Genomic DNA, 25515 nt, shown 5'->3' with positions numbered 1-25515 from the left:
TTAAAAAATCATCGTTCAGAAAATCTTCTTTCTTCATAAGTGTATAAAATTTAAAATTAAACAAAAAAAAATATCGAGGGTTGCAACCCTCGATATTTAAACTTTACACACTTAGTGAGATACTGCCTGTAAAAACAAACTTTCCATACTCTCTATATTAACATTCTTAAAAAAAGGTTTTCTTCTGTGCTTTATCTTAATCTCTATATTTTAATTTTTAAGACTATAAGTTTACAATAATACTTACTAATTGTATGGAATATTTTTAAGGTTGGTGTCTTTTAAATTTATGTAATTTCTTCAGAAGTAATAAAGTCAATTCAATTATAGAAAGCCTAATTGCTTAAATGATTTATTAAGCACTTTTGCATCATCTACTTCCAGCCATTTGTCTAGAACCGTTGCGTAAATTGTTCTAAAGTCTATTTCGAATTTTAAATCGCCATTTTCATCTAAATCGGTTAAACTGCCCATGGCGTTATACAGGCCTTGTTTTTTTAGGTTTTTGCCAATTATAAAGACGTTGTTTGCGGTACCGTGGTCTGTGCCCACACTGGCGTTTTGTTTTACACGACGGCCAAACTCTGAAAACGTTAAAATCAAGGTGTCCTTAAAGGTGTTATTAGCTTTTAAATCTTCTACAAAAGCTTCTATACTTTCGGCGTAGGTCTTTAGCAATCGGTTTTGTTTGTTCAATTGGTTAACATGCGTATCGAAACCGCCCAAAGAAGTATAATACACTTTAGTATCTAAATGCGAATTAATAAATTGTGCCGTAATTTTTAACTGTTTGGCAAAACCGTTGTTAGGGTATTCTTTTCGTGAACGCACGGTTTTGCTCGTTTTGTAAATATATTTCGCAGACGATTCGGCCGCAATCATGGATTTGTACAAATAACCCAGATTATGTTCGCTTAAATGCACATCGTTGTTGTGGATATTATCAAAAAATGGGTCTTTAGACATGTTGTACAAGGCTTTGGCGTCTTGGGTAGCAATAGCATTAAAATGGTTGCCTTTCATGGCCAAGGATAAACTATCATCAATTTCTATTGCCGAATGGGGGTGTTTTCCATATTCGTCCAAGTAACGCCCAATCCATCCACTTTGAGAATACTCATCGGAATCACTTGCCGTTTGCCAAATATCCATCGACCTGAAATGCGACCGATTCGGGTTGGGATAGCCCACGTTGTTGATTATGGAGAGATATCCGTTATCATACAAGCGTTTCAACGGTGCTAAATTTCTATTCAGGCCTACTTCATCATTTAATTTTATAATGTCTTTTTGAGAAATACCCAACGTAGGCCGCACTTTATAATACAAATCATTCCGGAAAGGCACGACGGTATTCAACCCATCGTTTCCGCCCGACAGTTGCACAATTACCAAACGCTTATAACCCAATTTACTGCTTGCTACTTCCTCGAAAGCCCGAACAAAACTCGGCACAAAAAAGAGGCTACTGGCTAACGACGACTGTTTTAAAAATTTTCTTCTGTCCATAACTAACACATTTGATATTCGGGTAACGACATAAGTTGTACGCAGTATTCCTGTTTAGAAACTTTCTCTAAACTATTTAAATACTGTTTTGCCGCCGGATTCACCTTGCAGGCCAAGACATATTGCTCTAAATCTTCAATATTTACATTCTTGAAATTTGTGTTGAAATACTCCCAATCGCTTTCGGCCCTTATTCTTTTAAAAACGTTTTTAAAGGCTTCCTTTTTTATTTCCATTCGCTGATCTTCACGACCCGCTTTCGTTTTGGAAATGTAAGCGCCGTTCAACAACAACGACGGCAACTTTAACCGCAAAACGATGGTATTGCTGTCAATCCAATTTTTACCACCTTTCCAACCTGCTACGTTGGGCGGGCGCAATAAAATTTGTCCGAGTAGTTTTTGAAGATAAAGCAACTGCTTGTGGTTGTTAAATTCGACGGGAACCAAATTGCTCAACCCTACTAAAAATTCGATGGGCGACTTAATTTTAGTGCCAATATTGGCCTCATCATAAAACCAATCGGCCATAAAAACATGGCGCATTAGGTTCTCAATATTGTAATCTTTGTAGAACACATCAGCCATTTCAGCAACATGGTTTTCATCGATCACATCGTTTACAAAATAGCGGTATATTTTTCGACAAACATACTTGGCACACTGTTTTTGCCTTAAAATAATGTCAACAATATCATCACCCGTAAAACGCCCTGTTTCACCTAAAAAGGTTTTTACGCCTTCGTCATGCTGACGCTTTCTAAAAGCAAAATCGCCCACAAAATTGTGGCCGTAACCCGTAAAGGCCCGAGCACTTTCTTTTATATCGTTTTCGGAATAATGCCCCACCCCGAGTGTAAATAACTCCATAAGCTCGCGGGCAAAATTCTCGTTGGGCCTCTGCTTTTTGTTTTGCTTAGTATTGAGGTATTTGGTCATGGCAGCTTCTTTAGAAATAGCCTTTACAAAATCGCCGAAATTCCCAAGCGCGTGTATCCGAAGTATATTGTTGAATTTTTGAATATACACCACACTATTGTCTTCGCACACAAAATGATTGGCCCAAAACAGCGTCATTTTTTCTCGTAAAAGCTCAGACGGATGCTTAAGCCGTTCTACCCATGCCACATTTAGATCTACTTGCTTTTGGCGACTTATTTTTTGAAGTTTTTGGCGCATTTCCTTATCCGGTTGCCCTTCCATCATTCTTGAAAACGCGGTTTTGAGTTCCGAAATATCAACCTCAAGCGGTGTTACGTATTTAGATTGACTCAAAAGATTCCCTACAATTTCCGCTCTGGGATTTTTAGACAATTCTTTTAATGTTTCGGGTAAAATACCGAAACCCGCCCGACGATATAAATGCTGAATATGAGAAGTTTCCATAGGCTAAACATTTTACAAAACCAACAACCGACTCTATAACCCTTTAGACTAGAAGATATTAAAATGGTTTAAACGAGCTAAAAATTAGCACCTTACAAATCAAACTTTATCCCCTGCGCCAATGGCAATTCGGTAGTATAATTAATAGTATTGGTTTGGCGGCGCATGTAAACCTTCCAAGCGTCGCTGCCACTTTCGCGACCACCGCCCGTTTCTTTTTCGCCACCAAAAGCACCACCTATTTCGGCTCCAGAAGTGCCAATATTAACGTTCGCAATGCCGCAATCGCTTCCTGCGTGAGAAAGAAAACGCTCGGCTTCACGTAAATTGTTGGTCATAATGGCAGATGATAATCCTTGCGCCACACCGTTCTGAATATCAATGGCGTTTTCAACACCGCCCGAATATTTCAATAAGTATAAAATAGGCGCAAAAGTTTCGTGCTGAACAATTTTAAATTCAGGCTTACCCTCGGCAATGGCAGGTTTTACATAGCATCCACTTTCATAACCCTCACCAGAAAGCACTCCGCCTTCAACGATAATTTTTCCACCTTCTTCAACCACTTTTTCTAAAGCTTGCTGATACATTTTTACAGCATCGGTATCAATTAACGGGCCAACGTGATTGTTTTCATCCAACGGATTTCCAATGCGCAATTGCCTGTAAGCATCAACCACAGCATTTTTCACTTTATCATAAATACTGTCGTGGATAATCAGTCTTCGGGTTGAGGTGCATCGCTGACCTGCAGTGCCAACCGCCCCAAAAACAGCCCCAATAACCGTCATTTTTATATCGGCATCAGGCGTTACTATAATGGCATTATTTCCGCCCAGTTCCAATAAACTTTTTCCTAATCTACCAGCGACTTCCTGCGCCACGATTTTTCCCATTCGAGTGGAACCTGTTGCAGATATTAAAGGTATTCGAGTATCTTTCGTCATAAACTCTCCTACTTTGTAATCGCCATTGATTAAACAGGAAATGCCCTCCGGAAGATTATTTTCTTTAAGTACCTTGGCAATAATATTTTGACAAGCTATGCCACAAAGCGGTGTTTTTTCACTTGGTTTCCACACGCAAACATCTCCGCAAACCCAAGCTAAAGCGGTGTTCCAAGACCAAACGGCCACCGGAAAATTAAATGCAGAAATAATACCAACCACCCCAAGCGGATGATACTGCTCATACATACGATGCCCCGGGCGCTCACTATGCATGGTTAAACCGTGTAACTGACGTGATAAACCCACTGCGAAGTCGCAGATATCAATCATTTCTTGTACTTCTCCCAAGCCTTCTTGGTAGCTTTTTCCCATTTCATAAGACACTAATTTTCCCAGCGCTTCCTTTTTTTCACGAAGTTTATCGCCAAATTGCCGCACCATTTCACCGCGTTGCGGCGCTGGCACCATTCTCCAAGTTTTAAATGCCGAGGTAGCCGCTTGCATCACTTTTTCATAATCTTCGTTGGTGGTTGTTTTCACTCTTCCGATGAGTTTCCCATCAACAGGCGACACACTTTCAAGGACGCTTCCTGAGGAAGAAAAACTGTCGCACCCTGTTAAAGTCCCTTCATTTGTTTCCTTAATTCCCAATGCTTCAAGTGCTTCAGATATTCCAAAGTGAGCGGCAACCGTTTTCATTTATTATTGATTTTTTATTATTATTTGATTTATTTACGAATATAACAATTAAAAGTCGATTTTACTGGATTTAAACAAAATTGAAATCATTAACTTTATCTCCTTTAAAACTTTCCTTTATGAAGCTTAACCTTTATTTGATTTCATTTTTATTGATTGCCATGTCCTGCAAAAAACAAACGGAAACCGAACCGCCTTCGGAAGCTTCCGAAAAACCATCCTTTTCCATCGTCATTCATGGTGGTGCGGGCACTATTTTAAGAGAAAACATGTCCGAAGAAAAAGAAACCGAATACCGAAAAGTTTTGGAAGAAGCCATTAAAACAGGCCACACGATTCTAAAAAACGGAGGCACAAGTCTCGATGCCGTTGAAAAAACCATCAATATTTTGGAAGATTCACCACTCTTTAATGCAGGCCGAGGCGCGGTTTTTACCTTTGAAGGGACAAACGAGCACGACGCCTCAATTATGGACGGCAAAACCTTGAATGCTGGGGCTTCGGCAGGAACATCAACCGTAAAAAACCCAATCAATTTAGCACGTGCCGTAATGGAAAAATCGCCACACGTGATGCTTTCGGGCAAAGGCGCCGAAACTTTTGCCGAAGAACAAGGTTTGGAACTGGTTGACCCCAGCTATTTTTCCACCGAAAGTAAACTAAAATCGTTGGAACGCGTTAAAACCAAAAACGATGTTTCACTTTTTTATGATGACGAATTAAAAGCTTCAAAATTAGGAACCGTGGGCTGTGTAGCACTCGACAAAAACGGCAATTTGGCCGCCGGAACTTCAACCGGAGGCATGACCAACAAACGCTGGGGACGCATAGGTGATTCGCCCATAATCGGGGCGGGCACATATGCCAACAACAATACCTGCGCGGTGTCCAGCACGGGTTGGGGCGAATATTTTATCCGAGGGATGGTGGCTTACGATATTTCGGCACTGATGGCATACAAAAACTTGACCTTAAAAGAAGCCGCAAAGGAAGTCGTTCAAAACAAACTGCCAAATATCGACGATGGGCAAGGTGTTGGCGGCATAATTGCCATTGACAAAAACGGCAATATGGTTATGGAGTTCAACACACCCGGCATGTTTAGGGCAACCATGAACGATAACGGCGAACTTTATGTAGGGATGTTTAAAGACTAATAACAAATGGTATAATTTAAGAACAATTTAACAACCTGAAAAAAGCCGAGGGCCAAAATTTAATCGTAGCTTTATTAACAAGAAACATCTCACGCTTCCTTGAGGCTCATTTTCAATTTAATTCGTCAAACCATGCCATTAAGAAAATTTTTGGCTATCGTAGCTGTGCTTACGCTAGTCGCATCCTGCAAAAAAAAAGCAGTAGAAACCGACAACCTTTTTAAGTTTAGAGATTATATAAGTTACACCTCATCAGGTTTGGTTTCGGTAGTTGAGCCCATTCAAATTAATTTGGCTAACGATGTCGAGGGCTGGGAAATGGGGCAAGAAATTACTGATAAAATCGTATCTATCTCACCACATTCCGAAGGAAAACTAACAGTAGCTAACAAACACACACTAATTTTTACTCCAGATGAACCTCTAGAACCTGCAACAGAATACACTGTTTCAGTAAAGCTGAACAAGATTTACGACAACATCCCAAAAGGGTTTGAAGATTACACCTTTCAGTTTAAAACCATCACGCCAAATTTCAGTATCGTTACCAACAACCTGCAATCATACAGCAAAAACTGGCAGTATCTAGAGTCTATTTTACGTTCGGCAGATGTGATTAATTTAGAAGATGCTAAAAAATTGGTTGAAGCCACTCAAGACGGAAAAAATCTGTCCATTGTTTTTAATGAAAACAACACGCGTTCAAAAGTTTTTGAATTTAGAATTGATAGCATCAACCGAAAAATTGAGGACAGCGAAATTCTCGTAAAATGGAACGGAAAAGCTATAAAAGCTGATAATTCAGGCGAAAATAAAGTGGCCATTCCTGGGATTAACAACTTCACCATTATTGATGTAGATGTTATTCAATCGCCTGAACAATACCTTTCCATAAACTTTTCCGACCCATTAAAAAAACAGCAAAACTTTGACGGATTGGTCACTATCCAAAATGTAAAAAATCCAAAATATGTTGTTGATGGCAATGTGCTAAAAGTGTATCCAGACAGCAAGCTGGTTGGCAATATTCTGGTTGATGTGTTTCAAGGCATTTCCAACGATGAAGGCTTTAAACTCAAAAAACCGTTTTCCGAAAGTATTGCTTTTGAATCTCTAAAACCGCAAGTTCGATTAATCAGCAATGGTACCATTTTACCAAATTCACAAGAATTGAAATTCAACTTTGAAGCAGTAAATTTAAGTGCTGTTGATGTACGCATCATCAAAATTTTTGAAGACAATATTCTACAATTTCTTCAGGATAATAACCTCAACAGCAACAACGAATACAATATCAAAAAAGTTGGTCGTCGCATTGCCAAACAAACCATTCAACTACAAACTGCTGCCGAAAACACCGGAAAATGGAAAGCCTACAGCATCGATTTATCCCATTATTTTAAGGCTGATGCTGGCGCAATGTATCGCGTGGAATTGAGTTTCAACAAAAATTATTCGTTGTATGATTGTTCTGCAAGCACCTCTATTACCAATGCAGAAGATGATGAATACGACGATTATTACTACGAAGAAGACTATTATTACGAAGGCGATTACAATGAGACTTTTACCGAAGATGAAGAATTAAAGGAAGAAGAATATTGGGACAACCTCACGTACAGATACAGAAATTACACTTACAATTGGCGTGAACGCGATAACCCTTGTCACGAAGCGTATTACAACGAAAACCGTATCGTATCTCAAAATCTGTTGGGTTCAAACTTGGGTGTGATTGCCAAAAAAAGCACCAACAACTCCTACTATTTTGCAGTTACCGATATTTTAACCACCAATCCGGAAGCCAATGCGTCGGTTAAAATCTACAACTTTCAACAACAGGAAATCGCATCTTTATTTACCGACAAAGATGGACTCGTAACTATTGATGCCGAAAAACACGCGTCATTTGCCATTGTCACCAAAGGTGCCAACAAAACCTATATAAAATTGGCTGATGGCAATTCGTTGTCGTTAAGCAAATTTGATGTTTCCGGAAATAAGTTACAACGCGGACTTAAAGGCTACATTTATGGCGAACGTGGTGTGTGGCGACCTGGAGACACTCTGCATTTAACTTTTATGTTGAATGATGTTGCCAACAAACTCCCAAAAGGACATCCCGTAAAACTGGAAATCACAGACCCTAACGGCAAGTTGGTTTACAAAAATATTACTGCGGATAACCTCAACAATTTTTACACGTTCACTGTACCAACATCAACCGAAGATAAAACCGGAAATTACAACGCCAAAGTTTCAGTTGGAGGTGCAACATTTCATAAAGGACTGAAAATTGAAACCGTAAAACCAAACCGATTAAAACTTAAAGTCGATTTTGAAAACGATATTTTAACCAGCAACAAACCGCTTAACGGAACTTTAGATGTAAAATGGCTTCACGGAGCTGCTGGAAAAAACTTAAAAGCCGAAGTGAAAGCGAAATTCAGTACATCGTATTCAGGATTTAAAAATTATACCAATTACGTTTTTAACGACCCAACTCGCGAATTCAACACCGAAGAAATCAACGTGTTTGAAGGCAATGTAAATACCGAAGGTTTAGCAAGTATCAACAAAAAATTGGAAGTCGGCAAAAATGCTCCAGGCATGTTGAATGTACAGTTTTTGGTGCGCGCTTTTGAAAATGGAGGCAATTTCTCAATGGACGCGTTTGCCAAACAATACGCACCTTATGAGTCGTTTGTTGGATTGAAATCACCTAAAGGAAATGCCTACGGTTCGTTTTTTACAGATGAAAACCAAACCTTTGATGTGGTTGTAGTTGATAAAGAAGGTAAACCGATTAAACGTAACAATCTTGAAGTAAAAGTCTATAAAATTGAATGGCGTTGGTGGTGGAATTCCTCTTACGACAACCTATCGAGTTACGTATCAAGCACCTACCACAGACCGTATTTAGACACAAAAGTCAATACCGATGCCAACGGAAAAGGGTCGTTCAGCATAAAAATTCCGGACGATGAACGTGGTCGTTACCTCATTAGAGTAGTTGACCCAAAAAGTGGTCATGCCACAGGACGAACTGCTTATTTCTATAAAAACTGGTGGCAAAAAGCACCTTCAAACGATAAAGAAGCGGCTAAAATGTTAGTGTTTTCAGCTGATAAAGAACAGTACAATGTTGGCGAAACGGCAAAAATCACTTTTAATTCTGGTAACGAAGGACGTGCTTTGGTAAGTATAGAAAATGGTACTGAAGTTCTCGATTACAGATGGGTAAAAACCCAACAAGGCGAAACGGTTGTGGATGTTCCGATAACCAATATAATGGCGCCAAATGTGTTCGTTAATATTTCGTTGTTACAGCCACACGCTATTTCGGCAAACGATTTACCCATCCGTTTGTATGGCGTCATTCCAATTATGGTGGAAGACCCAAATACCAAGTTGGAACCTCAACTAAAAATGCCAGATGTGTTAAAACCAGAACAAGAATTTAAAGTTTCGGTTTCAGAAAAAAACAACAAATCCATGACTTACACTATTGCGATGGTGGAAGAAGGCTTGCTAGATTTAACGCGTTTTAAAACACCAAATGCTTGGGATGAATTTTACAAACGTCAAGCTTTGGGCGTAAAAACTTGGGATATTTTCGACGATGTTATTGGCGCTTATTCTGGCAGCATCGACCAAGTATTTGCCATTGGTGGTGATGGCAGCGCATTGGCTGGAAAAAACAAAAAAGCCAACCGTTTTAAACCTGTGGTTACCTATTTAGGGCCTTTTACTTTAAAGGCTGGCAAAAACAACACACACAGCATCAAACTGCCAAATTATATTGGTTCGGTTCGCACTATGGTTGTAGCTGGTAACAATACCAAAGAAGCTTACGGAAGCACCGACAAAACCGTACAAGTGAAAAAACCATTGATGGTGTTGGCTTCGCTTCCGCGGAAATTAAGCCCTGGCGAAAAAGTAACGCTTCCTGTGACTGTTTTTGCGATGGAAAACAAAGTAAAAAATGTCAATGTTAGTTTGAAATTAAGTGACGGAATTTCCGTAGTTGGTGCGCAAACCCAAAACTTGAGTTTTGCAAAACCCGATGAACAAATGGCATATTTTGAACTCGATGTCAGTAAAGCAAAAGGTATCAATACCGTTGAAGTCATTGCTACTGGAAATGGTGAAAAATCGACTTACAAAGTAGAGTTGGATGTGGTGAATCCGAATCCAATTACTTCAAAAGCTATCGATAAAACTTTAGAAGCTAAAGCTACAGAAACATTGGATTTTTCAACCTTTGGCGTTGCAGGAACCAACAGTGCAACGGTAGAATTTTCAACCTTGCCTCCAATGGATTTCTCACGCAGACTGCAATATTTAATTCAATATCCTCACGGTTGTTTGGAGCAAACTACTTCGGCTGTATTTCCGCAGTTATTCTTGAGTGATATTTTCGATTTAACTTATGATAAAAAGCAAAATATTCAATCCAATATTGAAAATGGCATTAAAAAATTAGCCCATTTTCAGCAGCCAAATGGCGGAATGAGTTATTGGATGGGAGAAAACACCGCTAACGATTGGAGCACGAGTTATGCAGGACATTTTATGCTGGAAGCCGAAAAGAAAGGTTTTGTGTTGCCGCTAACTTTCAAAAGCAATTGGTTAAGTTATCAAAAACAAGCTGCTCGCGATTGGAGACCAAGTTACAGAACTTACAATTCCGATTTAGCGCAAGCCTACCGATTATACACTTTGGCATTGGCTGGCGAACCCGATTTAGCCAGTATGAACCGTTTGCGTGAGTTTACCGAAATTTCCAACGAAGCCAAATGGCGTTTGGCAGCAGCATACGCCTTGGCAGGACAAAAAGAAGCGAGTGAAAGCATTTCACAACGTGCCAATATTAATTTTCAACCACCTCGATACAACTATTACACTTATGGTTCAGTAGATAGAAATAGAGCCATGGCTTTAGAAACTATGGTCTTGACCAAAAATCCAAAACAGCGTGAATTAGCGCAATACATTGCCAAAGAACTATCTGGAAATCGTTGGATGAGTACCCAAACCACAGCATACAGTTTATTGGCTATGGCAAAAATGGTAGAAGTCAATGGCGGAAAAGCTTTGAACATAAGCTATACCAACAATGGCAAAACCGAAACCATAAACACCAAAAACGCCATTGCGCAACGCGAACTCAGCGTTATTGACGGCAATAATGCACTTTCATTCACCAATAACATTGACAATGTGGTGTATGTGCGTGTACTGAATTCAGGGAAATTACCTTTAGGTGAAGAAATTGTAGAACAACGCGGATTAAGCGTTTCGGTGCAATACAAAGATTTAAAAGGCAACAAAATTGATGTTTACAAACTGCAACAAGGTCAGGATTTTGTGGCAACAGTTAGCGTTAGTAATCTTAAAAATGAAAACGTGAACGATGTGGCATTAACGCAAATTTTCCCTTCTGGTTGGGAAATCGTCAATACACGTTTTACTGATTTTGGTGACACCACAACAAGTCAAGCACGTTATACCGACATAAGAGACGACCGCGTGAATTTCTATTTCGATTTAGGTAAAAAAGGAAAACATAGTACCAAAACCTTTAACGTGATGTTGAATGCGTCCTATTTAGGAACCTATTATTTACCAGGAATTCAAGCCGAAGCGATGTATGATAATGAGTATTTAGTGAGGACTAAAGGGCAATGGGTAACTGTTGAGAATTAAATGAAAGAACCTCCTCGACTTCAGTTTTTCAGAAAAACTGAAGCCACTCCTCCTTGCAAGGAGGAGAGTAAAAATTGAGAGTAAAACAAACTAAAGGATAAAAAACAAGATAGCAAACAAACCCAGCTCCTTCACTATTAGGGAAGGTGGATTTGATTTCAAAAGAGAAATCAAAGACGAAAGGGTTAATTGGAAGTGTTAAATCAACCAAATTTTTAGCTTCTGAAAAAATATTATGAAAGCAAATGAAATATTAAAACATACCATACATAGGCCTTTTGAAGTTCATTCACGCTCTTGGAAATTTTACCAAGAATGGAACAAAGCCATTTTTTTACATTGGGAAGTTACTCCAGAGCAAATAACTCCTTTTCTACCTAAAGGCATATCGGTAGATACGATTCATGGGAAAACCTGGGTGAGTTTGGTGGCTTTTAATATGAATAATATTGGTGTAAGAAGTTTACCTAAAGTCCCACACATATCAGATTTTCATGAGATAAACATACGCGTTTATATTACTTGCAATGGCAAACCCAGCGTTTATTTTTTAAGCATGGAAGGCGGCAAACGTTCATCGTGCAAGGTCTTAAAGGCAATGTGTAAATTCCCGTATTATTATTCTAAAATGAATCGAACGGACTTTAGCTTTACTTCTGAAAATAAGAATTATAACAATTCATTTTACACTGAATATCGTTTTGACAACAAGCACATTACCAAAGATGAAACCGATATTTGGCTAACCGAACGTTATGCGGTTTTTCAGGATTATAAAAACCATATTATTGAGTACGATGTGCATCACGTAGAATGGCCAATGGAATCTATTTCAATAAAAAAGCTAGAACTAGATTACCCTAAATTCAATCACTTAATCAATAACAAACCTGATAGAATTCACTACTCTAAAGGAGTTCAAGTTTTAACTTGGGACAAAAGAAAGCTTATGTTATGAATAAAACCTCTAAACCCTATTACGCAGTCATTTTCACTTCAACTCAAAAAGAAGATATTGAAGGCTATGCTGAAATGGCAAACCAAATGGAAGCACTTGCCAAAACTCAAGACGGCTTTTTAGGCATAGATAGCGTAAGAAACGACACTTCGACTGCGCTAAGTGCAGGTGTTGGAATTACAGTGAGCTATTGGGAAAGTCTTGAAGCTATAAAAAACTGGAAACAAGACACCGAACATCTAGTAGCGCAACAAAAAGGCAGACAAGATTGGTACAACTGGTACAATGTGAAAATTTGTAAAGTAGAACGTGAGTATGAATTCCTGTGAAAGCAGGAATCTATTTGAACCACCTCGACTTTAGTTTATATGCTGAAACTAAAGCCACTCCTCCTTACAAGGAGGATAGTTTAGTGGAGAAAAACAAAAATTAATGATTTAAAACCAAGCTGACAAATAAGCCCAACACCTTCCCTTTAAAAGGGAAGGTGGTTTTTAGCACAAATAAGTGCTAAAAACCGGAAGGGTTTAGGAATTCAATATGAAAAATGAAAAACAAAATACACAACCATAAACATCTAGAAGAACGCAGAAAGGAATTACGCAAAAGCCTAACACCTGCCGAAGCGACTTTATGGAAATCACTTCAACGCAAACAGTTAAAAGGCAAAAAATTTAGAAGACAACACAGCATCACCAATTACATTGTGGATTTTTACTGTGCTTCGGAAAAATTAATCATCGAGCTGGACGGTGCGTATCATATGAATTTTGCGCAACAAAACTACGATTACGAACGCACACAGGTTTTAGAAGGATTAGGATTTAAAGTTATTCGATTTGAAAATAAATTGGTTTTTGAAAACTTAACTGAGGTTTTGGAAGAGATAAGTAGTTGTTTTAAGGAATGAACCACCTCGTCTTCAGTTTCTATCCTGAAACTGAATCCACTCCTCCTTACAAAGGAGGAGAATAAAATGGCGGATAAAATAAACGAACGAAAAAAACCAAGTTAGCAAACACGCTAAATTCCTTCTCTTTAAAGGGAAGGTGGCTTTAAACCCAAGTAAGGGTTTAAAGTCGGAAGGGTTAAGGGTAAAATGAACAGAATATTAACCTACATAAAAAACAACAAAATAAAATCAGCACTACTTTTTGTATTGCTGATGGCCTACTATTTCTGTTTGCCAAAACAACTTTTCAAAGACCCAACTGCAACAGTTATAACCAGTAAAAACGACGAATTATTAGGTGCCCAAATAGCAAAAGACGGACAATGGCGATTTCCGCATAACGATAGCATTCCCGAAAAATTCAAAACTTGTATTATTCAGTTTGAGGACGAATATTTCTACAAGCATCCTGGTTTTAATCCGGTTTCCATTTTTAAAGCTTTACGCGAAAATCTAAAATCCGATGGTATAAAACGTGGTGGAAGCACCATTACGCAGCAAGTGATTCGTTTATCCAGAAAAGGTAATAACCGAACCTATTTTGAAAAAGCCATTGAAATTATTCTAGCAACACGTTTGGAGTTACGAACTTCAAAAGATAAAATTCTCTCTTATTACAGCAGCAATGCACCGTTTGGCGGTAACGTAGTTGGTTTGGATGCTGCTTCGTGGCGCTATTTCAACAGAAATGCAAACGAACTTTCTTGGGCTGAAAGTGCTACATTAGCTGTTTTACCTAATGCGCCAAGTTTAATTTACCCAGGAAAAAACCAGGAACGTTTACTTAAAAAACGCAACCGTCTTTTAGCAAAGCTACTTCAAAATCAAATTATTGATTCGTTAACCTATAATTTATCCGTTGCCGAAAGTTTACCACAAAAACCGTATCCGTTGCCACAAATTGCACCTCATTTGTTGCAAAAGGTAGCTCAAAATTATTCTGGCAAACATATAAAAACAACCATCAATACACCATTGCAGCAGCAGGTTAATCGTATTGTGAAAAGACATTACAATCAATTAAGCCAGAATGAAATTTACAATGCTGCAGTTTTGGTTTTAGATGTAAAAACCAGACAGGTTTTGGTTTACGTTGGAAACACACCTACCGATAAATCCCATCAAAAAGATGTGGATATTATTGATAAACCCAGAAGTACAGGTAGTATTTTAAAACCATTTTTATATGCTGCAATGCTCGATGCTGGTGATATTTTACCCAACACTTTAGTGGCTGATGTACCCACGCAATTTGGGAGTTACAATCCCGAAAATTACAACAAAACATACGATGGTGCCATACCAGCAAGTAGAGCTTTGTCGCGTTCGCTGAATGTGCCTTCAGTTAGGATGCTTCAGGAGTTTGGGTTGGATAGGTTTCATCATTATTTAAAAACACTTCAGCTTAAAGATTTAAAATACAATGCTAATCATTACGGTTTATCGCTTATTCTTGGTGGTGCCGAAAGCAACCTCTGGGATTTATGCAAAAGCTACGCAGCATTGTCTTCGACTTTAAATCATTTTTCTGAAACGTCGAGCGAATATTATTCCAACGAATTTTGTGAACCTATATTTTTAGCTTCGGAAACGGTTGACTTCGGAAAAAAAACCAGTGAAAAAACATTGTTTGATGCAGGCTCCATTTATCTCACTTACGAAAGTTTAAAAGAAGTAAACCGACCAGAAGGCGACGAAAACTGGGAGTTTTTTGATGGCTCTAAACAAATTGCTTGGAAAACAGGCACCAGTTTTGGCTTTCGTGATGCTTGGGCCATTGGCACAACAACAGATTACGTGGTTGGTGTTTGGGTAGGAAATGCCGATGGCGAAGGCAGACCACGTTTGGTTGGAGTACAAACAGCAGCTCCTATTTTATTTGATGTGTTTGATGTGTTACCAAACAGCCCTTGGTTTGCAAAACCTTTTGATGAAATGCAAGAAGTTACTATCTGTAAGAAAAGTGGTCATAGAGCATCACCTAATTGTGATGATACTGAAAACAAATTCATTCAAATTAGCGGATTAAAAACCAAACCTTGTCCGTATCACGTGTTGGTGCATTTGGATAAGACTGAAACGTTTCAAGTGAATTCTTCTTGCGAAAGCACGAGCAATATCACACATAAATCGTGGTTTGTGCTACCACCTTTAATGGCTTATTATTACAAAACCAAAAATCCGTTTTACAAACCATTGCCCAAATTTAGAAGTGATTGTTTGGGTGAAAACAGTATTTCAATGGCATTTATTTATCCGAAGGAAAACAACAGCATTTTTTTACCAAAAGATTTTGATGGTTCAACCAATGATTTAGTGCTTCAAATCGCCCATTCAAAACCTGAAACCACTGTGTTTTGGTATGTTGATGATAATTATATAGAAAGCACCAAAGACATCCACGAACTCGCCATTATCCTCAAACAAGGCAAACACGTAATTACTGTGGTAGACGAATTCGGCAATGAAGCTAAACGACATTTTACAATTTCGGAGTAATCTACTTCCTCACAAAAGCCGAAATCATGCTATGATCACTTTCAAAGGTGTAGAATTTTTTAGCCTTTAGAATTTTTAAATCTTTTGAAACCCAAATATGGTCGAGTGATAGCAATGGCAAATTCCAAAACCACGTTTCCTTAAATCCATTGCCTTTTTCGGAAAAAGCATGGTTGAAATCTCGTTTTAAACTATCGAGATATTTAGATTCGTAAGGAATATTGAAATCACCCAAAATGACGGTTTTGGGTTCAATTTTAACATTTTCGTTTACAAAACCCAACTCCCAAGATCTCGGCACATCGGTACTGCCCTGAACATCAACCGCACAAAAATCGATGCCGGAGCTATTAAAAAACAGCATGTATGTATGGTATTTTGAAACCGTTTCCCTCTGGACTTCAATTGGTGTTTTTGAATACACCACCATATCGGTATCCGACTTATAAAAATAAGCGCCTGGATGTTGCTTTTGCAAGGTTTCAACATCCAAACTCGTGGTTTCAGTTAAAACCATAATATCAGGTAAACCTTCATTCAATTTGAATGCTTGATTAAAGCCATTCTCTCGGGAAGCGTTCCAAAACACGATTTCAACATCGTCTTCAGAAATAGCTTTAGGAATATTAATTTTATAACTTCTGCCCAACCAAAGCATCAATAAAGCTACGGCTAAAACAAGGTTATATTTGCTCAACCTTCCTAAAAAAACAGAAAGCGCCACCACAATGAAAATGATAACGGGCAACGGAAATGTGTAGTAAAGTAGCGAACTGCCATAACTATTTTCCTTAAACACAAAATGAATGGCCAGTAAGGCCGAGATGGCCAGGATATTGAAAAGCAAATAAATGCCTTTTATAATTTTTATAACCATTTACCGCAACGGATAACCTTTTGCCGCCCACCAAGGGTGAATTTCAATTTCCAATCGGCCCGCTTTTACCATGGGGTCAGCATTGGCTAAACTGTCGGCCATTTTCAAGGTGGGTACGTTGTAAATGGTCACACCACGAATATCGCCGTCGTCTCCAAACGGACCAGAAATATCAGCATAACCCAAATCATACATCTTTTGCAGATGTTCCAAATGTTGTTCTTGCAGATGTGCCGATTCTTCTTCATTTTGTCCTCGAATAGGTCCCATCTTTAAAAACGCCATAAAATACTGCTGCATTAAAATGGTATCTTGGGTGCTTTCGTCAACGTAATCGAACGTTTTAAAACCTTTTTCGGTGAGTTCTTTTTTTATTTGTTTGATGGATTTTTCTGGTTTGAGGTTTGCATTTTCTTCCGACAAATCGATTGAGTCCTTAACCTCTTCAACTGTTTCAGGTGTGATTTCAGGCTCCCCTTTCGGTTCATCTTTGCAACTAAAAAACAAAGTCACCGTTATTAAAATGATAAAAAATCTATTCATGATTCCCACGTTTTATATGGTTGTTTGCTCAATTGCGAATTGTAGTATTTTGGGTTACCGGTAACTTCTTCGCCCAACCATTTTGGTTTTTCAAAAACTTCGTTTTCGTCTTTTAGCTCTACCTCGGCAACAATCAATCCTTCATTATCGCCAAAAAACTCATCTATCTCAAAAATATGGTTTTTAAGCTTTACTTCATAACGTATTTTGTCGATGATGCCCGATTCGCAGAGATTTAACAATTCTTTAGCGTCGAGGGCACTTATTTCCCTTTCCCATTCAAAACGAGACAATCCATTTTTTGACGAAGGCCCTTTTACCGTTAAAAACCCAGCATCTCCCTTAAGCCTTACACGCACCGCCCGTTCTTTATGCGAGTTTAAATACCCTTGAACTAGTCTTGTTTTTTTGAAGGCTTCCGATTTAAAATCATCAGATATCACCAAAAATTTACGTTCTATTTCTATCATTGCTATTGAAAGTTCTAAATTTCGAATTCCAAAAAACAAATTTCGTTGGATGGCTTTGGAATTTAGTCTTTTGAAATTTTTAATTTGATGTTTGTTCACCCAAAATTACCATAATTTTGCTACATGCAGCCTGAATTCCCAACACGAAAAATCATCCATGTGGATATGGACGCCTTTTACGCCTCGGTGGAACAAATGGACAACCCCGAACTAAAGGGCAAACCCATTGCCGTTGGTGGTGGCGGCAAACGTGGTGTGGTAAGCGCTGCAAGCTACGAAGCGAGAACCTTTGGCGTAAAAAGTGCCATGGCCGGAACGCTGGCCGCCAAACTTTGCCCAGAATTAATTTTTGTGCGTCCGCGATTTGAGCGTTACTCCGAAATATCGAAAAAAATAAGACTCATTTTTTTCGATTATACCGATTTGGTAGAACCATTATCGCTCGATGAAGCCTACCTCGATGTTTCCGAAAACAAAAAGGGCAACCCCAGCGCATCGCTTATTGCACAAGAAATTAGAGAACGCATTTTAAATGAGGTGGGGCTTACGGCTTCGGCAGGCATTTCCATAAATAAATTTATTGCTAAAGTGGCCAGCGATTACAACAAGCCCAACGGACAAAAAACCGTGAATCCTGAAGAAGTCATTCCATTTTTGGAAGCTTTGGATATTAGAAAGTTTTATGGCGTTGGAAAAGTAACGGCAGAAAAAATGTACCAAAAAGGCATTTTTACAGGATTGGATTTAAAGCTGAAGCCCCTAGAATACCTCGAGCAACACTTCGGAAAATCAGGCCAATACTATTATAATATTGTTCGCGGCATTCATCATAGCCCAGTGAAGCCCAACCGGATTAGGAAAAGTTTAGCTGCCGAACGCACATTTTCTGAAAACCTGTCGAGCGAGGTGTTTATGATTGAAAAATTAGAGCATATCGCCGAAGAAGTATCAAAAAGGCTCAGCAAAAGTCAAGTGGCAGGAAAAACAGTTACCCTAAAAATAAAGTACAGCGATTTTACCCTGCAAACGCGCAGCAAAACTTTACCCTATTTTATAAGCGATAAAAGCATCATTTTAGAAACCGCCAAAACCCTATTGTACCAAGAACAACTAAAAAACTCTGTGCGCTTGTTGGGCATTAGTCTCTCCAATTTAAATACCCAAAACACAAAAAGCCCTCAAGTACAAAAAACGGTTAGCGCCCAATTAAAGTTCGACTTTTAATGATGGCATAAGAATAACATCACCTGCTTTGATCCGCCTGCACAACTCTTTTCCAACGGTTACAAACCTCAAAAAAATAAAGTTTTTAGATTTATATTGTTAAAAAAATATGTACGTTTGCAGCATTATTAAAACATGAGATTTATGTCGTTTTCAGATTTATTTGACAGTGGATTTAAAAAGCGTAACGAAAGCCATTTTGCTGCTATTGTACGCGTAGCTATGGATGATGGCATCATCACACCAGAAGAGCAAGCGTTTTTAGAAAGAACAGCCCGTAACTTGGACATTAGCCAAGAAGACTTCAATTTAATCTTGAAAAACTATAAATCGCACCCAATTAACCCACCAGCATCTTACGATAGACGCTTAGAGCGTTTGTACGATTTGGCACGTATGGTTCATGTAGACAATATTAAAGGCGACCCCGAGCATGTTCTATTGAAAAAGATATGTATCGGTTTAGGATTTCATCCTGAAAACGTAAAGTACATTGTAGATAAAGCCTTAACCTTAATTAAAAATGGGGTAGATTTAGACACCTTCATCGAAGAAATAAGAAACATGAATCGGTAATTCGATTTTATAGCAAAATATAAAACAAGGCGCCCAATTTATTGAGCGCTTTTTTTATTTCAAAAAAAACAGCCACCAGCTTTTGTGATTTTTTTAACAGCTTTTATTAGTACTTTTGTGGGCGCTTACAATTTATCATGCTGAAGTTTAGCCACATATTTTTAGCTGTTGTTATCAGTTTTCTTTCTCTTCATTTCAATCGTTTTGAAGAGCAGCTTGATTTTGGTCAAACCGAACACGCTCCGCAAAAACACGAGGTTCAAAACTACAGACTGCACAACGCATTTGGTATTGCACCAGAAAATACTTTTGAGCATGTTTTAAACCTAAAGGATGTCCAAGAGAATCTTGTTGAACACCCATTTGCGTACCACAGTGTAATCAACGGCATTTTACTAAGCTCGCTAAAAAACTATATAAAAACATCTAGTTTTATTGCACCGGGCCTCTCATTAAAGGCATTAATTTTTCCATTCCACTCCTTCTTGTAACCCTTTGATTTTTTAACTGCCCTTCAAATTTATCGTTACAAAACCTGTAACGACATTTTTTGTATTCCTAAAAATCAAATTAAAACATACAAGATGAAAACTTCATTAATTATTATTTCTGCACTTTTAGTGCTTTGCGTATTCGTACCCTTTTTTCTTTTTATTTATAACAGTTCAAAACATACTTCTAAAATAAAACAACTGGTCAAGTCCTTTTCAAAATCTGAAAACCATAATTATACGGCACAAGAATTTTGGCGTAAAAACTTCATTGGCATTACCGAAAACAACGTGCTAACGGTCGCACAAATAAAAGACGATGTGCCTCAGATTTTTGAAACAAACCTCAACGAAATAGCGAGTTGTAAGGTTATTAAAGAATATGCTGCAAGCAAAGACCATAAAAGCCATTTAAAAAGTTTAGGCTTAGAGTTGAAATACAAACAAGCATCACTACAACCGCTTTTTATACAGTTCTTTGATGTTGATTTGGACGTCACCGAAGATTTTGAGATGCAACGCATTGAAAAGTGGCACGAACTTATAAACCAAGCCGTAGCAAAAAGAGAGCTTATAAAAAAAGCATCGTAACTGCGTAAATTCCACATGGGCTGCCCCTTAGCCCAACCAAAAGTAAAGCTGACAAATTGTTTTGAAACGCAAATTTCTTGAGTAATGGATAGCCTTGAAGTAATGTTTCATACAGTGGCGGTCCGTCAGGTTTTGGGGTTAGCCCATTTCATCATTTTACCGTTCAAAAGAAAATATCCTGAGCCAGCCGAAAGGTATTGGCATGAGCATCAACAATGGTTTTTATATCGGGCGAGTAGCCGCCACCCATCGAGCACATCACGGGAATAGCTCTATCTTTACAGGTTTGAAGTACAAAACGGTCGCGTTCTTTACAGCCATCAATAGTCATGGCCAGTTTCCCTAACTTATCAGAAGCCACCACATCAACACCACTCAAATAATAAATAAAGTCTGGTTTTTGCTCTTCAATAAGCTTTGGTAAGGTCGACTTTAAAACCTTCAGATAGGTGTCGTCGTCGGTATCATTTTCCAAAGGAATGTCTAAATCACTTTGCTCTTTCACAAACGGATAATTTCCTTTACCGTGCATAGAAAACGTAAAAACAGCTGGGTCATTTTGGAATATCTCGGCAGTACCATTTCCTTGGTGCACATCCAAATCAACAATCAACACCTTTTCTGCCAACTTTTCATTTAAAAGATATCGGGCACCAACAGCCTGATCGTTAAACATGCAAAAAGCTTCTCCTCTGTTTGAATAAGCGTGGTGTGTTCCGCCAGCCACATTCATGGCTACACCATATTTTAGAGCATATTTACTGGCTTTAATAGTACCGTCGGCAATTATTATTTCACGCTCAATCAACATTTCGCTTAACGGAAACCCTATTTTTCGAGCTGCTCGCTGACTTAAGGTTAAATTGAGCAAATCGTAAAAATAAACAGGATCGTGCACTTTTAAAATTGGCGCCACATCAAGCATCCGTATCGGCTTAAAAAAGTTTTGACAGGTACAGGTCCCCTCGTAAAGCAATTGCTCGGGCAGCAATTCATATTTCGCCATGGGAAAGCGATGCCCTTTAGGCAACGGATGATTGTATATGGGATGGTAAGCGATTTTTAACATAGCTTGAACTACAAACGAAAAATACTAAGCCTATTTATGCAACTTCAATTGAATGCGCTTTCGCGGAATATCAACATCCAACACTTTTACAATAACCTGTTGGTGTAAATGCACATGCTCGTTAACATCTTTTACAAAACCATCCGACAGGTTGGAAACGTGAATTAAACCACTTTCCTTGATACCCACGTCCACAAAACATCCAAAATTGGTAATATTATTAACTATTCCGGGAAGCAATTGTCCCTCGTGTAAGTCGTTTATGGTTTTTACATTTTGATTGAAAGTAAACACCTTGGCCTGCTCACGGATATCGAGACCTGGTTTTTCCAATTCTTTTACAATATCCTGCAGTGTTGGCAAACCTACCGAATCGGTGCAATAGTTTTTTAAATTGATGTTTTGAAGCAATTCTTTATTGCCAATCAAGTCTTGAACAGACTTTCCTAAATCTTTGGCCATGTTTTCAACCAAACCATAGCTTTCGGGGTGTACTGCCGAATCGTCTAAAGGATTCTCTGCATCCTTTATCCTTAAAAAAGCGGCTGCCTGTTCGAAAGCTTTATCGCCCAATCGTGGTACTTTTTTAATGGCATTTCTCGATGGAAATGCGCCGTTTTCGCTTCTGTAATTCAAGATGTTTTCTGCTAATTTAGGACCAATTCCAGACACATAACTCAGCAAACTTTTACTTGCCGTATTAATGTTTACACCAACGGCATTTACGCAGTTTTCAACCACGGATTCCAGAGCTTTTTGAAGCTTACTTTGATCGACATCATGTTGGTATTGGCCCACACCTATGGATTTCGCATCAATTTTTACGAGTTCGGCCAACGGGTCTTGCAATCGGCGGCCAATGGAAACTGCTCCACGAACCGTTACATCGTAATTGGGAAACTCCTCTCGGGCAATTTTTGATGCTGAATAAATACTGGCTCCCGCCTCGCTCACTACAAATACTTGAATATCGTTTTTGAAACGTATTTTTCTAATTAAGGCTTCCGTTTCGCGCGATGCCGTACCATTACCAATAGCAATGGCCTCAATTTTATAGGCATCAGCCAACGAACTGATTTTTTTCATCGCACCTAAACTGTCATTTTTTGGCGCATGCGGATAAATGGTTTCGTTATATTTTAATTGCCCTTGGGCATCGAGGCACACTACCTTACAGCCCGTACGGAAACCGGGATCTATGGCCAATACCCGTTTTTCGCCCAACGGCGAGCCCAACAGCAATTGTTTTAAGTTTTTGGCAAAAACCGAAATAGCCGCATCATCAGCTTTTTCTTTTGCGACTTGTAAGGCTTCATTGCTTAATGATGGCAGCAACAACCTTTTGTAAGCATCTTTTATGGCTTGCTCAATTTGTTGGGCGCAATCGTTGTTACTTTTTATAATCCGACTTTCAATTTTGTTTAAAGCCCGTTCGTCATCAATTTCAATTTTTACTCGGATAAAACCTTCTTTTTCGGCTCGTAAAATAGCCAATAAGCGGTGTGATGGAATTCGACTTAAATTTTCTTCCCAATCAAAATAATCTTTAAATTTTTGTGCGGCTTCATCACTACTTTTCGTTTTTACCACTTTTGTGGAAATGGTAGCAAAACGTTCAAGCTGATATCGAATATTATTACGAATATCGGTGCGCTCGTTTACCCATTCTGCAATAATATGTCGGGCGCCCTCTAAAGCATCATCCACCGAATTAATGGCTCCTTTTACATACTTAATAGCTATCGACTCCACATCGTTAGCATTTTGTGCCATAATGATTTTTGCCAAGGGTTCCAAGCCGTTTTGTCGCGCTTTTTCAGCTTTTGTTTTTCTACTTTTTTTGTACGGCAGATATAAATCTTCGAGCGTGGTTAAATCTTTGACTGTTTCAATTTTCTGCTTCAGTTCTGAGGATAACACCTCCTGCTCTTCCAAAGCTTTCAGTATGGTAGCCTTTCGCTTTTCCAAAGCTTCAAACAGCTCCTTATATTTTACTATTTCACCTATTTGAACCTCATCTAAATTTCCGGTGGCTTCCTTTCTGTAACGCGAAATAAACGGAACGGTACATGCATCGTTTAATAAGTTGATTGTGTTTTGGACGGCAATTTTGGGCAATTGGGTATGTTGGGTGATATATGTAATCATGCTAGTGCGGACGTATAAAATTCAAAACAAATGTAAATAAAAAGACCTGCAGGAGTAAACCCCAACAGGTCTGATTTTATATTTAAAACGGAAATGCCAAATTTGGCAATATACCGTTTATTTAGGCTACTTTCTTAAGCAAATCGAAACATGGGCATTTGCCACAACGTTTGTTTTCTCCTTTTTTATATTTTTCGCAGCATTTGCTTTTCACTTTTTTGGCATTAATTAAACCTGCTTCATGCAAGGTTTTTAAGGCTTTTTTTTGCTGCTTTTTCTCTCTTTTCTTTTTTCCCATGCAGTTATTAGAAAATAAAAACTGCGCAAATATAACTTGTTTTTAATTAATCTAAATAAGATTTTATGTTAAAATTTACTCTGGGCTTTGTTGAGCGGCCGTGCTAACGGTCAGATTTTCAATATCCCTATCGAACAAATAGAGCCCTCCTTTATCATCACCAATCAGATTAATTTTGTCTAAAATGGTACGTGCCATGGCTTCTTCCTCGATTTGTTCGGAGACGTACCACTGTAAAAAGTTGTGTGTTGAATAATCTTTTTCCTGTAAGCTGATATGCACCAATTCGTTGATACTTTCGGAAACAAACACTTCGTGCTTGTAGAGTTCTTCAAACATTTCCTTAAATGAGTTGAACGTAACATTTGGCGCCGCTAGTGCAGAAACATGAGCATGGCCACCGCGCTCATTAACATATTTAATGAGTTTTAACATGTGATCGCGTTCTTCATTCGACTGGCTATACATAAAACCAGCAACACCTTCTAGGCCTTTAACTTCTGCCCAACAGGCCATGGCCAAATATATCTGAGATGATTCGGCCTCTATCTTGATTTGATTATTGAGCTCTTTTTCTATTGATTTTGATAACATAATTCTCGTTTTTACGTAAAGTTACTGAATTAGCGCGTTTATTTAAAATAAAAGGGACGCTCTTTACCGAGCGCCCCCTTTTAAAAATCAATCAAAAAAATCCCTATTTTCCTACTTGATCTTTAGCTTCTTCAATCATTTTTTCATTAGGTAAAATCGCCACATTTACACGACGGTTTTTAGCTCTACCCTCTGCAGTAGAATTATCGTGCATGGGCTGGGTTTCACCAAACCAGTTAGTGGTTAACCTACCGCTGCTAATGCCGTTATTCGACAAATAATTGGTTACGGCATAAGCTCGGTTTTTCGATAATGTCATGTTATATTCTTCTGCACCTTGGCTATCGGTGTGCCCAACCACTAAAATATTCGTATCTGGATATTCCTTAAACACGCCAATAAGCTTGTTTAAGGTAGCTTGTGATGCTGAATTAATACTGTATTTGTTCGTGTCAAAATACACCCCACTACTTTCATCAAAGGTCACCACAATACCATCGTCAACACGTTCTACTTCGGCTCCGGGGATTTCCTCCTCAATTTTTTGTGCTTGTTTATCCATTTTGTTTCCGATAAGTACGCCCGCAGTTCCACCAACAACACCACCAATTACGGCACCCAGCTCACCATTACCGCCTTTACCAACATTGTTACCAATAATAGCTCCTAAAATAGCGCCACCAGTCGCTCCGATTACGGCACCTTTTTGCTTATTGTTGGCATTCTGTACCGCTTTACAATTAGTGAAACTAATAGCCAAAACAGCTACTAACATGAAAATGGATGTTTTGTTTATAAATGCTTTCATATCGTTTA

The 25515-nt window shown here is 38.5% G+C and carries 20 protein-coding genes; 10 read left to right on the top strand and 10 right to left on the bottom strand.

Annotation, left to right across the window (positions count from 1 at the left end; genetic code table 11):
- Positions 1 to 324 precede the first annotated feature (324 nt).
- The 3 genes from HC176_RS01495 to amaB all read right to left on the bottom strand — a co-directional run bounded on the left by HC176_RS01495 (position 325) and on the right by amaB (position 4543).
- A complete protein-coding gene (locus tag HC176_RS01495) occupies positions 325 to 1509 on the bottom strand; it encodes a DUF1501 domain-containing protein (protein WP_167916412.1) in 1185 nt (394 codons plus the stop codon).
- Between the two features lie 2 nt (positions 1510 to 1511).
- Positions 1512 to 2894, bottom strand: coding sequence for a DUF1800 domain-containing protein (locus HC176_RS01490; protein WP_167916411.1), 1383 nt, complete (start codon positions 2892 to 2894; stop codon positions 1512 to 1514).
- Positions 2895 to 2986: 92 nt separating this feature from the next.
- The gene (gene amaB, locus HC176_RS01485) at positions 2987 to 4543 is read right to left on the bottom strand and encodes an L-piperidine-6-carboxylate dehydrogenase (RefSeq protein ID WP_167916410.1); all 1557 of its coding nucleotides are present in this window, start codon (positions 4541 to 4543) and stop codon (positions 2987 to 2989) included.
- Positions 4544 to 4662: 119 nt separating this feature from the next.
- On the opposite strand from amaB, the gene HC176_RS01480 reads away from it, so the two are divergent.
- The 6 genes from HC176_RS01480 to pbpC all read left to right on the top strand — a co-directional run bounded on the left by HC176_RS01480 (position 4663) and on the right by pbpC (position 15818).
- Complete coding sequence (locus HC176_RS01480) at positions 4663 to 5700, top strand: isoaspartyl peptidase/L-asparaginase family protein (protein ID WP_167916409.1); 1038 nt, start codon at positions 4663 to 4665, stop codon at positions 5698 to 5700.
- Positions 5701 to 5832: 132 nt separating this feature from the next.
- Positions 5833 to 11409, top strand: a complete 5577-nt coding sequence (locus tag HC176_RS01475; protein WP_167916408.1) for an alpha-2-macroglobulin family protein — start codon at positions 5833 to 5835, stop codon at positions 11407 to 11409.
- A 235-nt stretch (positions 11410 to 11644) separates the two neighbouring features.
- On the top strand, positions 11645 to 12367 hold the full coding sequence (locus tag HC176_RS01470; protein WP_167916407.1) for a YqjF family protein: 723 nt from the start codon (positions 11645 to 11647) through the stop codon (positions 12365 to 12367).
- Positions 12364 to 12696 (top strand): antibiotic biosynthesis monooxygenase family protein, encoded by a 333-nt coding sequence (locus HC176_RS01465; protein ID WP_167916406.1) that lies wholly within the window; start codon positions 12364 to 12366, stop codon positions 12694 to 12696. Before HC176_RS01470 ends, HC176_RS01465 begins: the two co-directional genes overlap by 4 nt.
- A 218-nt stretch (positions 12697 to 12914) precedes the next feature.
- Complete coding sequence (locus tag HC176_RS01460) at positions 12915 to 13277, top strand: endonuclease domain-containing protein (RefSeq protein ID WP_167916405.1); 363 nt, start codon at positions 12915 to 12917, stop codon at positions 13275 to 13277.
- 189 nt (positions 13278 to 13466) lie between these two features.
- Positions 13467 to 15818 carry a penicillin-binding protein 1C gene (gene pbpC / locus HC176_RS01455; protein WP_167916404.1) on the top strand — a complete coding sequence of 784 codons (2352 nt, stop codon included), beginning with the start codon at positions 13467 to 13469 and terminating at the stop codon, positions 15816 to 15818.
- 1 nt (position 15819) lies between these two features.
- Here pbpC and HC176_RS01450 read toward each other — a convergent pair whose 3' ends face one another.
- The 3 genes from HC176_RS01450 to HC176_RS01440 are packed head-to-tail and all read right to left on the bottom strand — an operon-like array spanning position 15820 to position 17708.
- The gene (locus tag HC176_RS01450) at positions 15820 to 16695 is read right to left on the bottom strand and encodes an endonuclease/exonuclease/phosphatase family protein (RefSeq protein WP_167916403.1); all 876 of its coding nucleotides are present in this window, start codon (positions 16693 to 16695) and stop codon (positions 15820 to 15822) included.
- Positions 16696 to 17238: a YciI family protein gene (locus HC176_RS01445; RefSeq protein ID WP_167916402.1), complete on the bottom strand. Its 543-nt coding sequence runs from the start codon at positions 17236 to 17238 to the stop codon at positions 16696 to 16698. It lies immediately after the preceding gene.
- A complete protein-coding gene (locus tag HC176_RS01440) occupies positions 17235 to 17708 on the bottom strand; it encodes a CYTH domain-containing protein (RefSeq protein WP_167916401.1) in 474 nt (157 codons plus the stop codon). The genes HC176_RS01445 and HC176_RS01440 overlap by 4 nt, the downstream gene beginning before the upstream one ends.
- 123 nt (positions 17709 to 17831) lie before the next feature.
- Here HC176_RS01440 and dinB point away from each other — a divergent pair, with 123 nt between their 5' ends.
- From dinB to HC176_RS01420, 4 genes are all read left to right on the top strand, one after another.
- A complete protein-coding gene (gene dinB / locus HC176_RS01435; RefSeq protein ID WP_167916400.1) occupies positions 17832 to 18932 on the top strand; it encodes a DNA polymerase IV in 1101 nt (366 codons plus the stop codon).
- A gap of 144 nt (positions 18933 to 19076) precedes the next feature.
- Positions 19077 to 19508 carry a tellurite resistance TerB family protein gene (locus HC176_RS01430; protein WP_167916399.1) on the top strand — a complete coding sequence of 144 codons (432 nt, stop codon included), beginning with the start codon at positions 19077 to 19079 and terminating at the stop codon, positions 19506 to 19508.
- A gap of 137 nt (positions 19509 to 19645) precedes the next feature.
- On the top strand, positions 19646 to 19999 hold the full coding sequence (locus tag HC176_RS01425; protein ID WP_167916398.1) for a hypothetical protein: 354 nt from the start codon (positions 19646 to 19648) through the stop codon (positions 19997 to 19999).
- Between the two features lie 93 nt (positions 20000 to 20092).
- The gene (locus tag HC176_RS01420; protein ID WP_167916397.1) at positions 20093 to 20590 is read left to right on the top strand and encodes a hypothetical protein; all 498 of its coding nucleotides are present in this window, start codon (positions 20093 to 20095) and stop codon (positions 20588 to 20590) included.
- Between the two features lie 163 nt (positions 20591 to 20753).
- Here HC176_RS01420 and HC176_RS01415 read toward each other — a convergent pair whose 3' ends face one another.
- From HC176_RS01415 to HC176_RS01400, 4 genes are all read right to left on the bottom strand, one after another.
- On the bottom strand, positions 20754 to 21659 hold the full coding sequence (locus HC176_RS01415; protein ID WP_167916396.1) for a histone deacetylase family protein: 906 nt from the start codon (positions 21657 to 21659) through the stop codon (positions 20754 to 20756).
- A 30-nt stretch (positions 21660 to 21689) separates the two neighbouring features.
- A complete protein-coding gene (locus tag HC176_RS01410) occupies positions 21690 to 23807 on the bottom strand; it encodes a Tex family protein (protein WP_167916395.1) in 2118 nt (705 codons plus the stop codon).
- A 373-nt stretch (positions 23808 to 24180) separates the two neighbouring features.
- The gene (locus HC176_RS01405) at positions 24181 to 24699 is read right to left on the bottom strand and encodes a ferritin (RefSeq protein ID WP_167916394.1); all 519 of its coding nucleotides are present in this window, start codon (positions 24697 to 24699) and stop codon (positions 24181 to 24183) included.
- A 103-nt stretch (positions 24700 to 24802) separates the two neighbouring features.
- Positions 24803 to 25507: a YiaD family glycine zipper/OmpA-like lipoprotein gene (locus HC176_RS01400; RefSeq protein ID WP_167916393.1), complete on the bottom strand. Its 705-nt coding sequence runs from the start codon at positions 25505 to 25507 to the stop codon at positions 24803 to 24805.
- Positions 25508 to 25515: the final 8 nt, after the last annotated feature.

The sequence above is a fragment of the Tamlana crocina genome (genome assembly GCF_012037625.1).
Note: the sequence above shows the minus strand (reverse complement) of the source record. Positions and strands in the feature narration are given on the sequence as shown.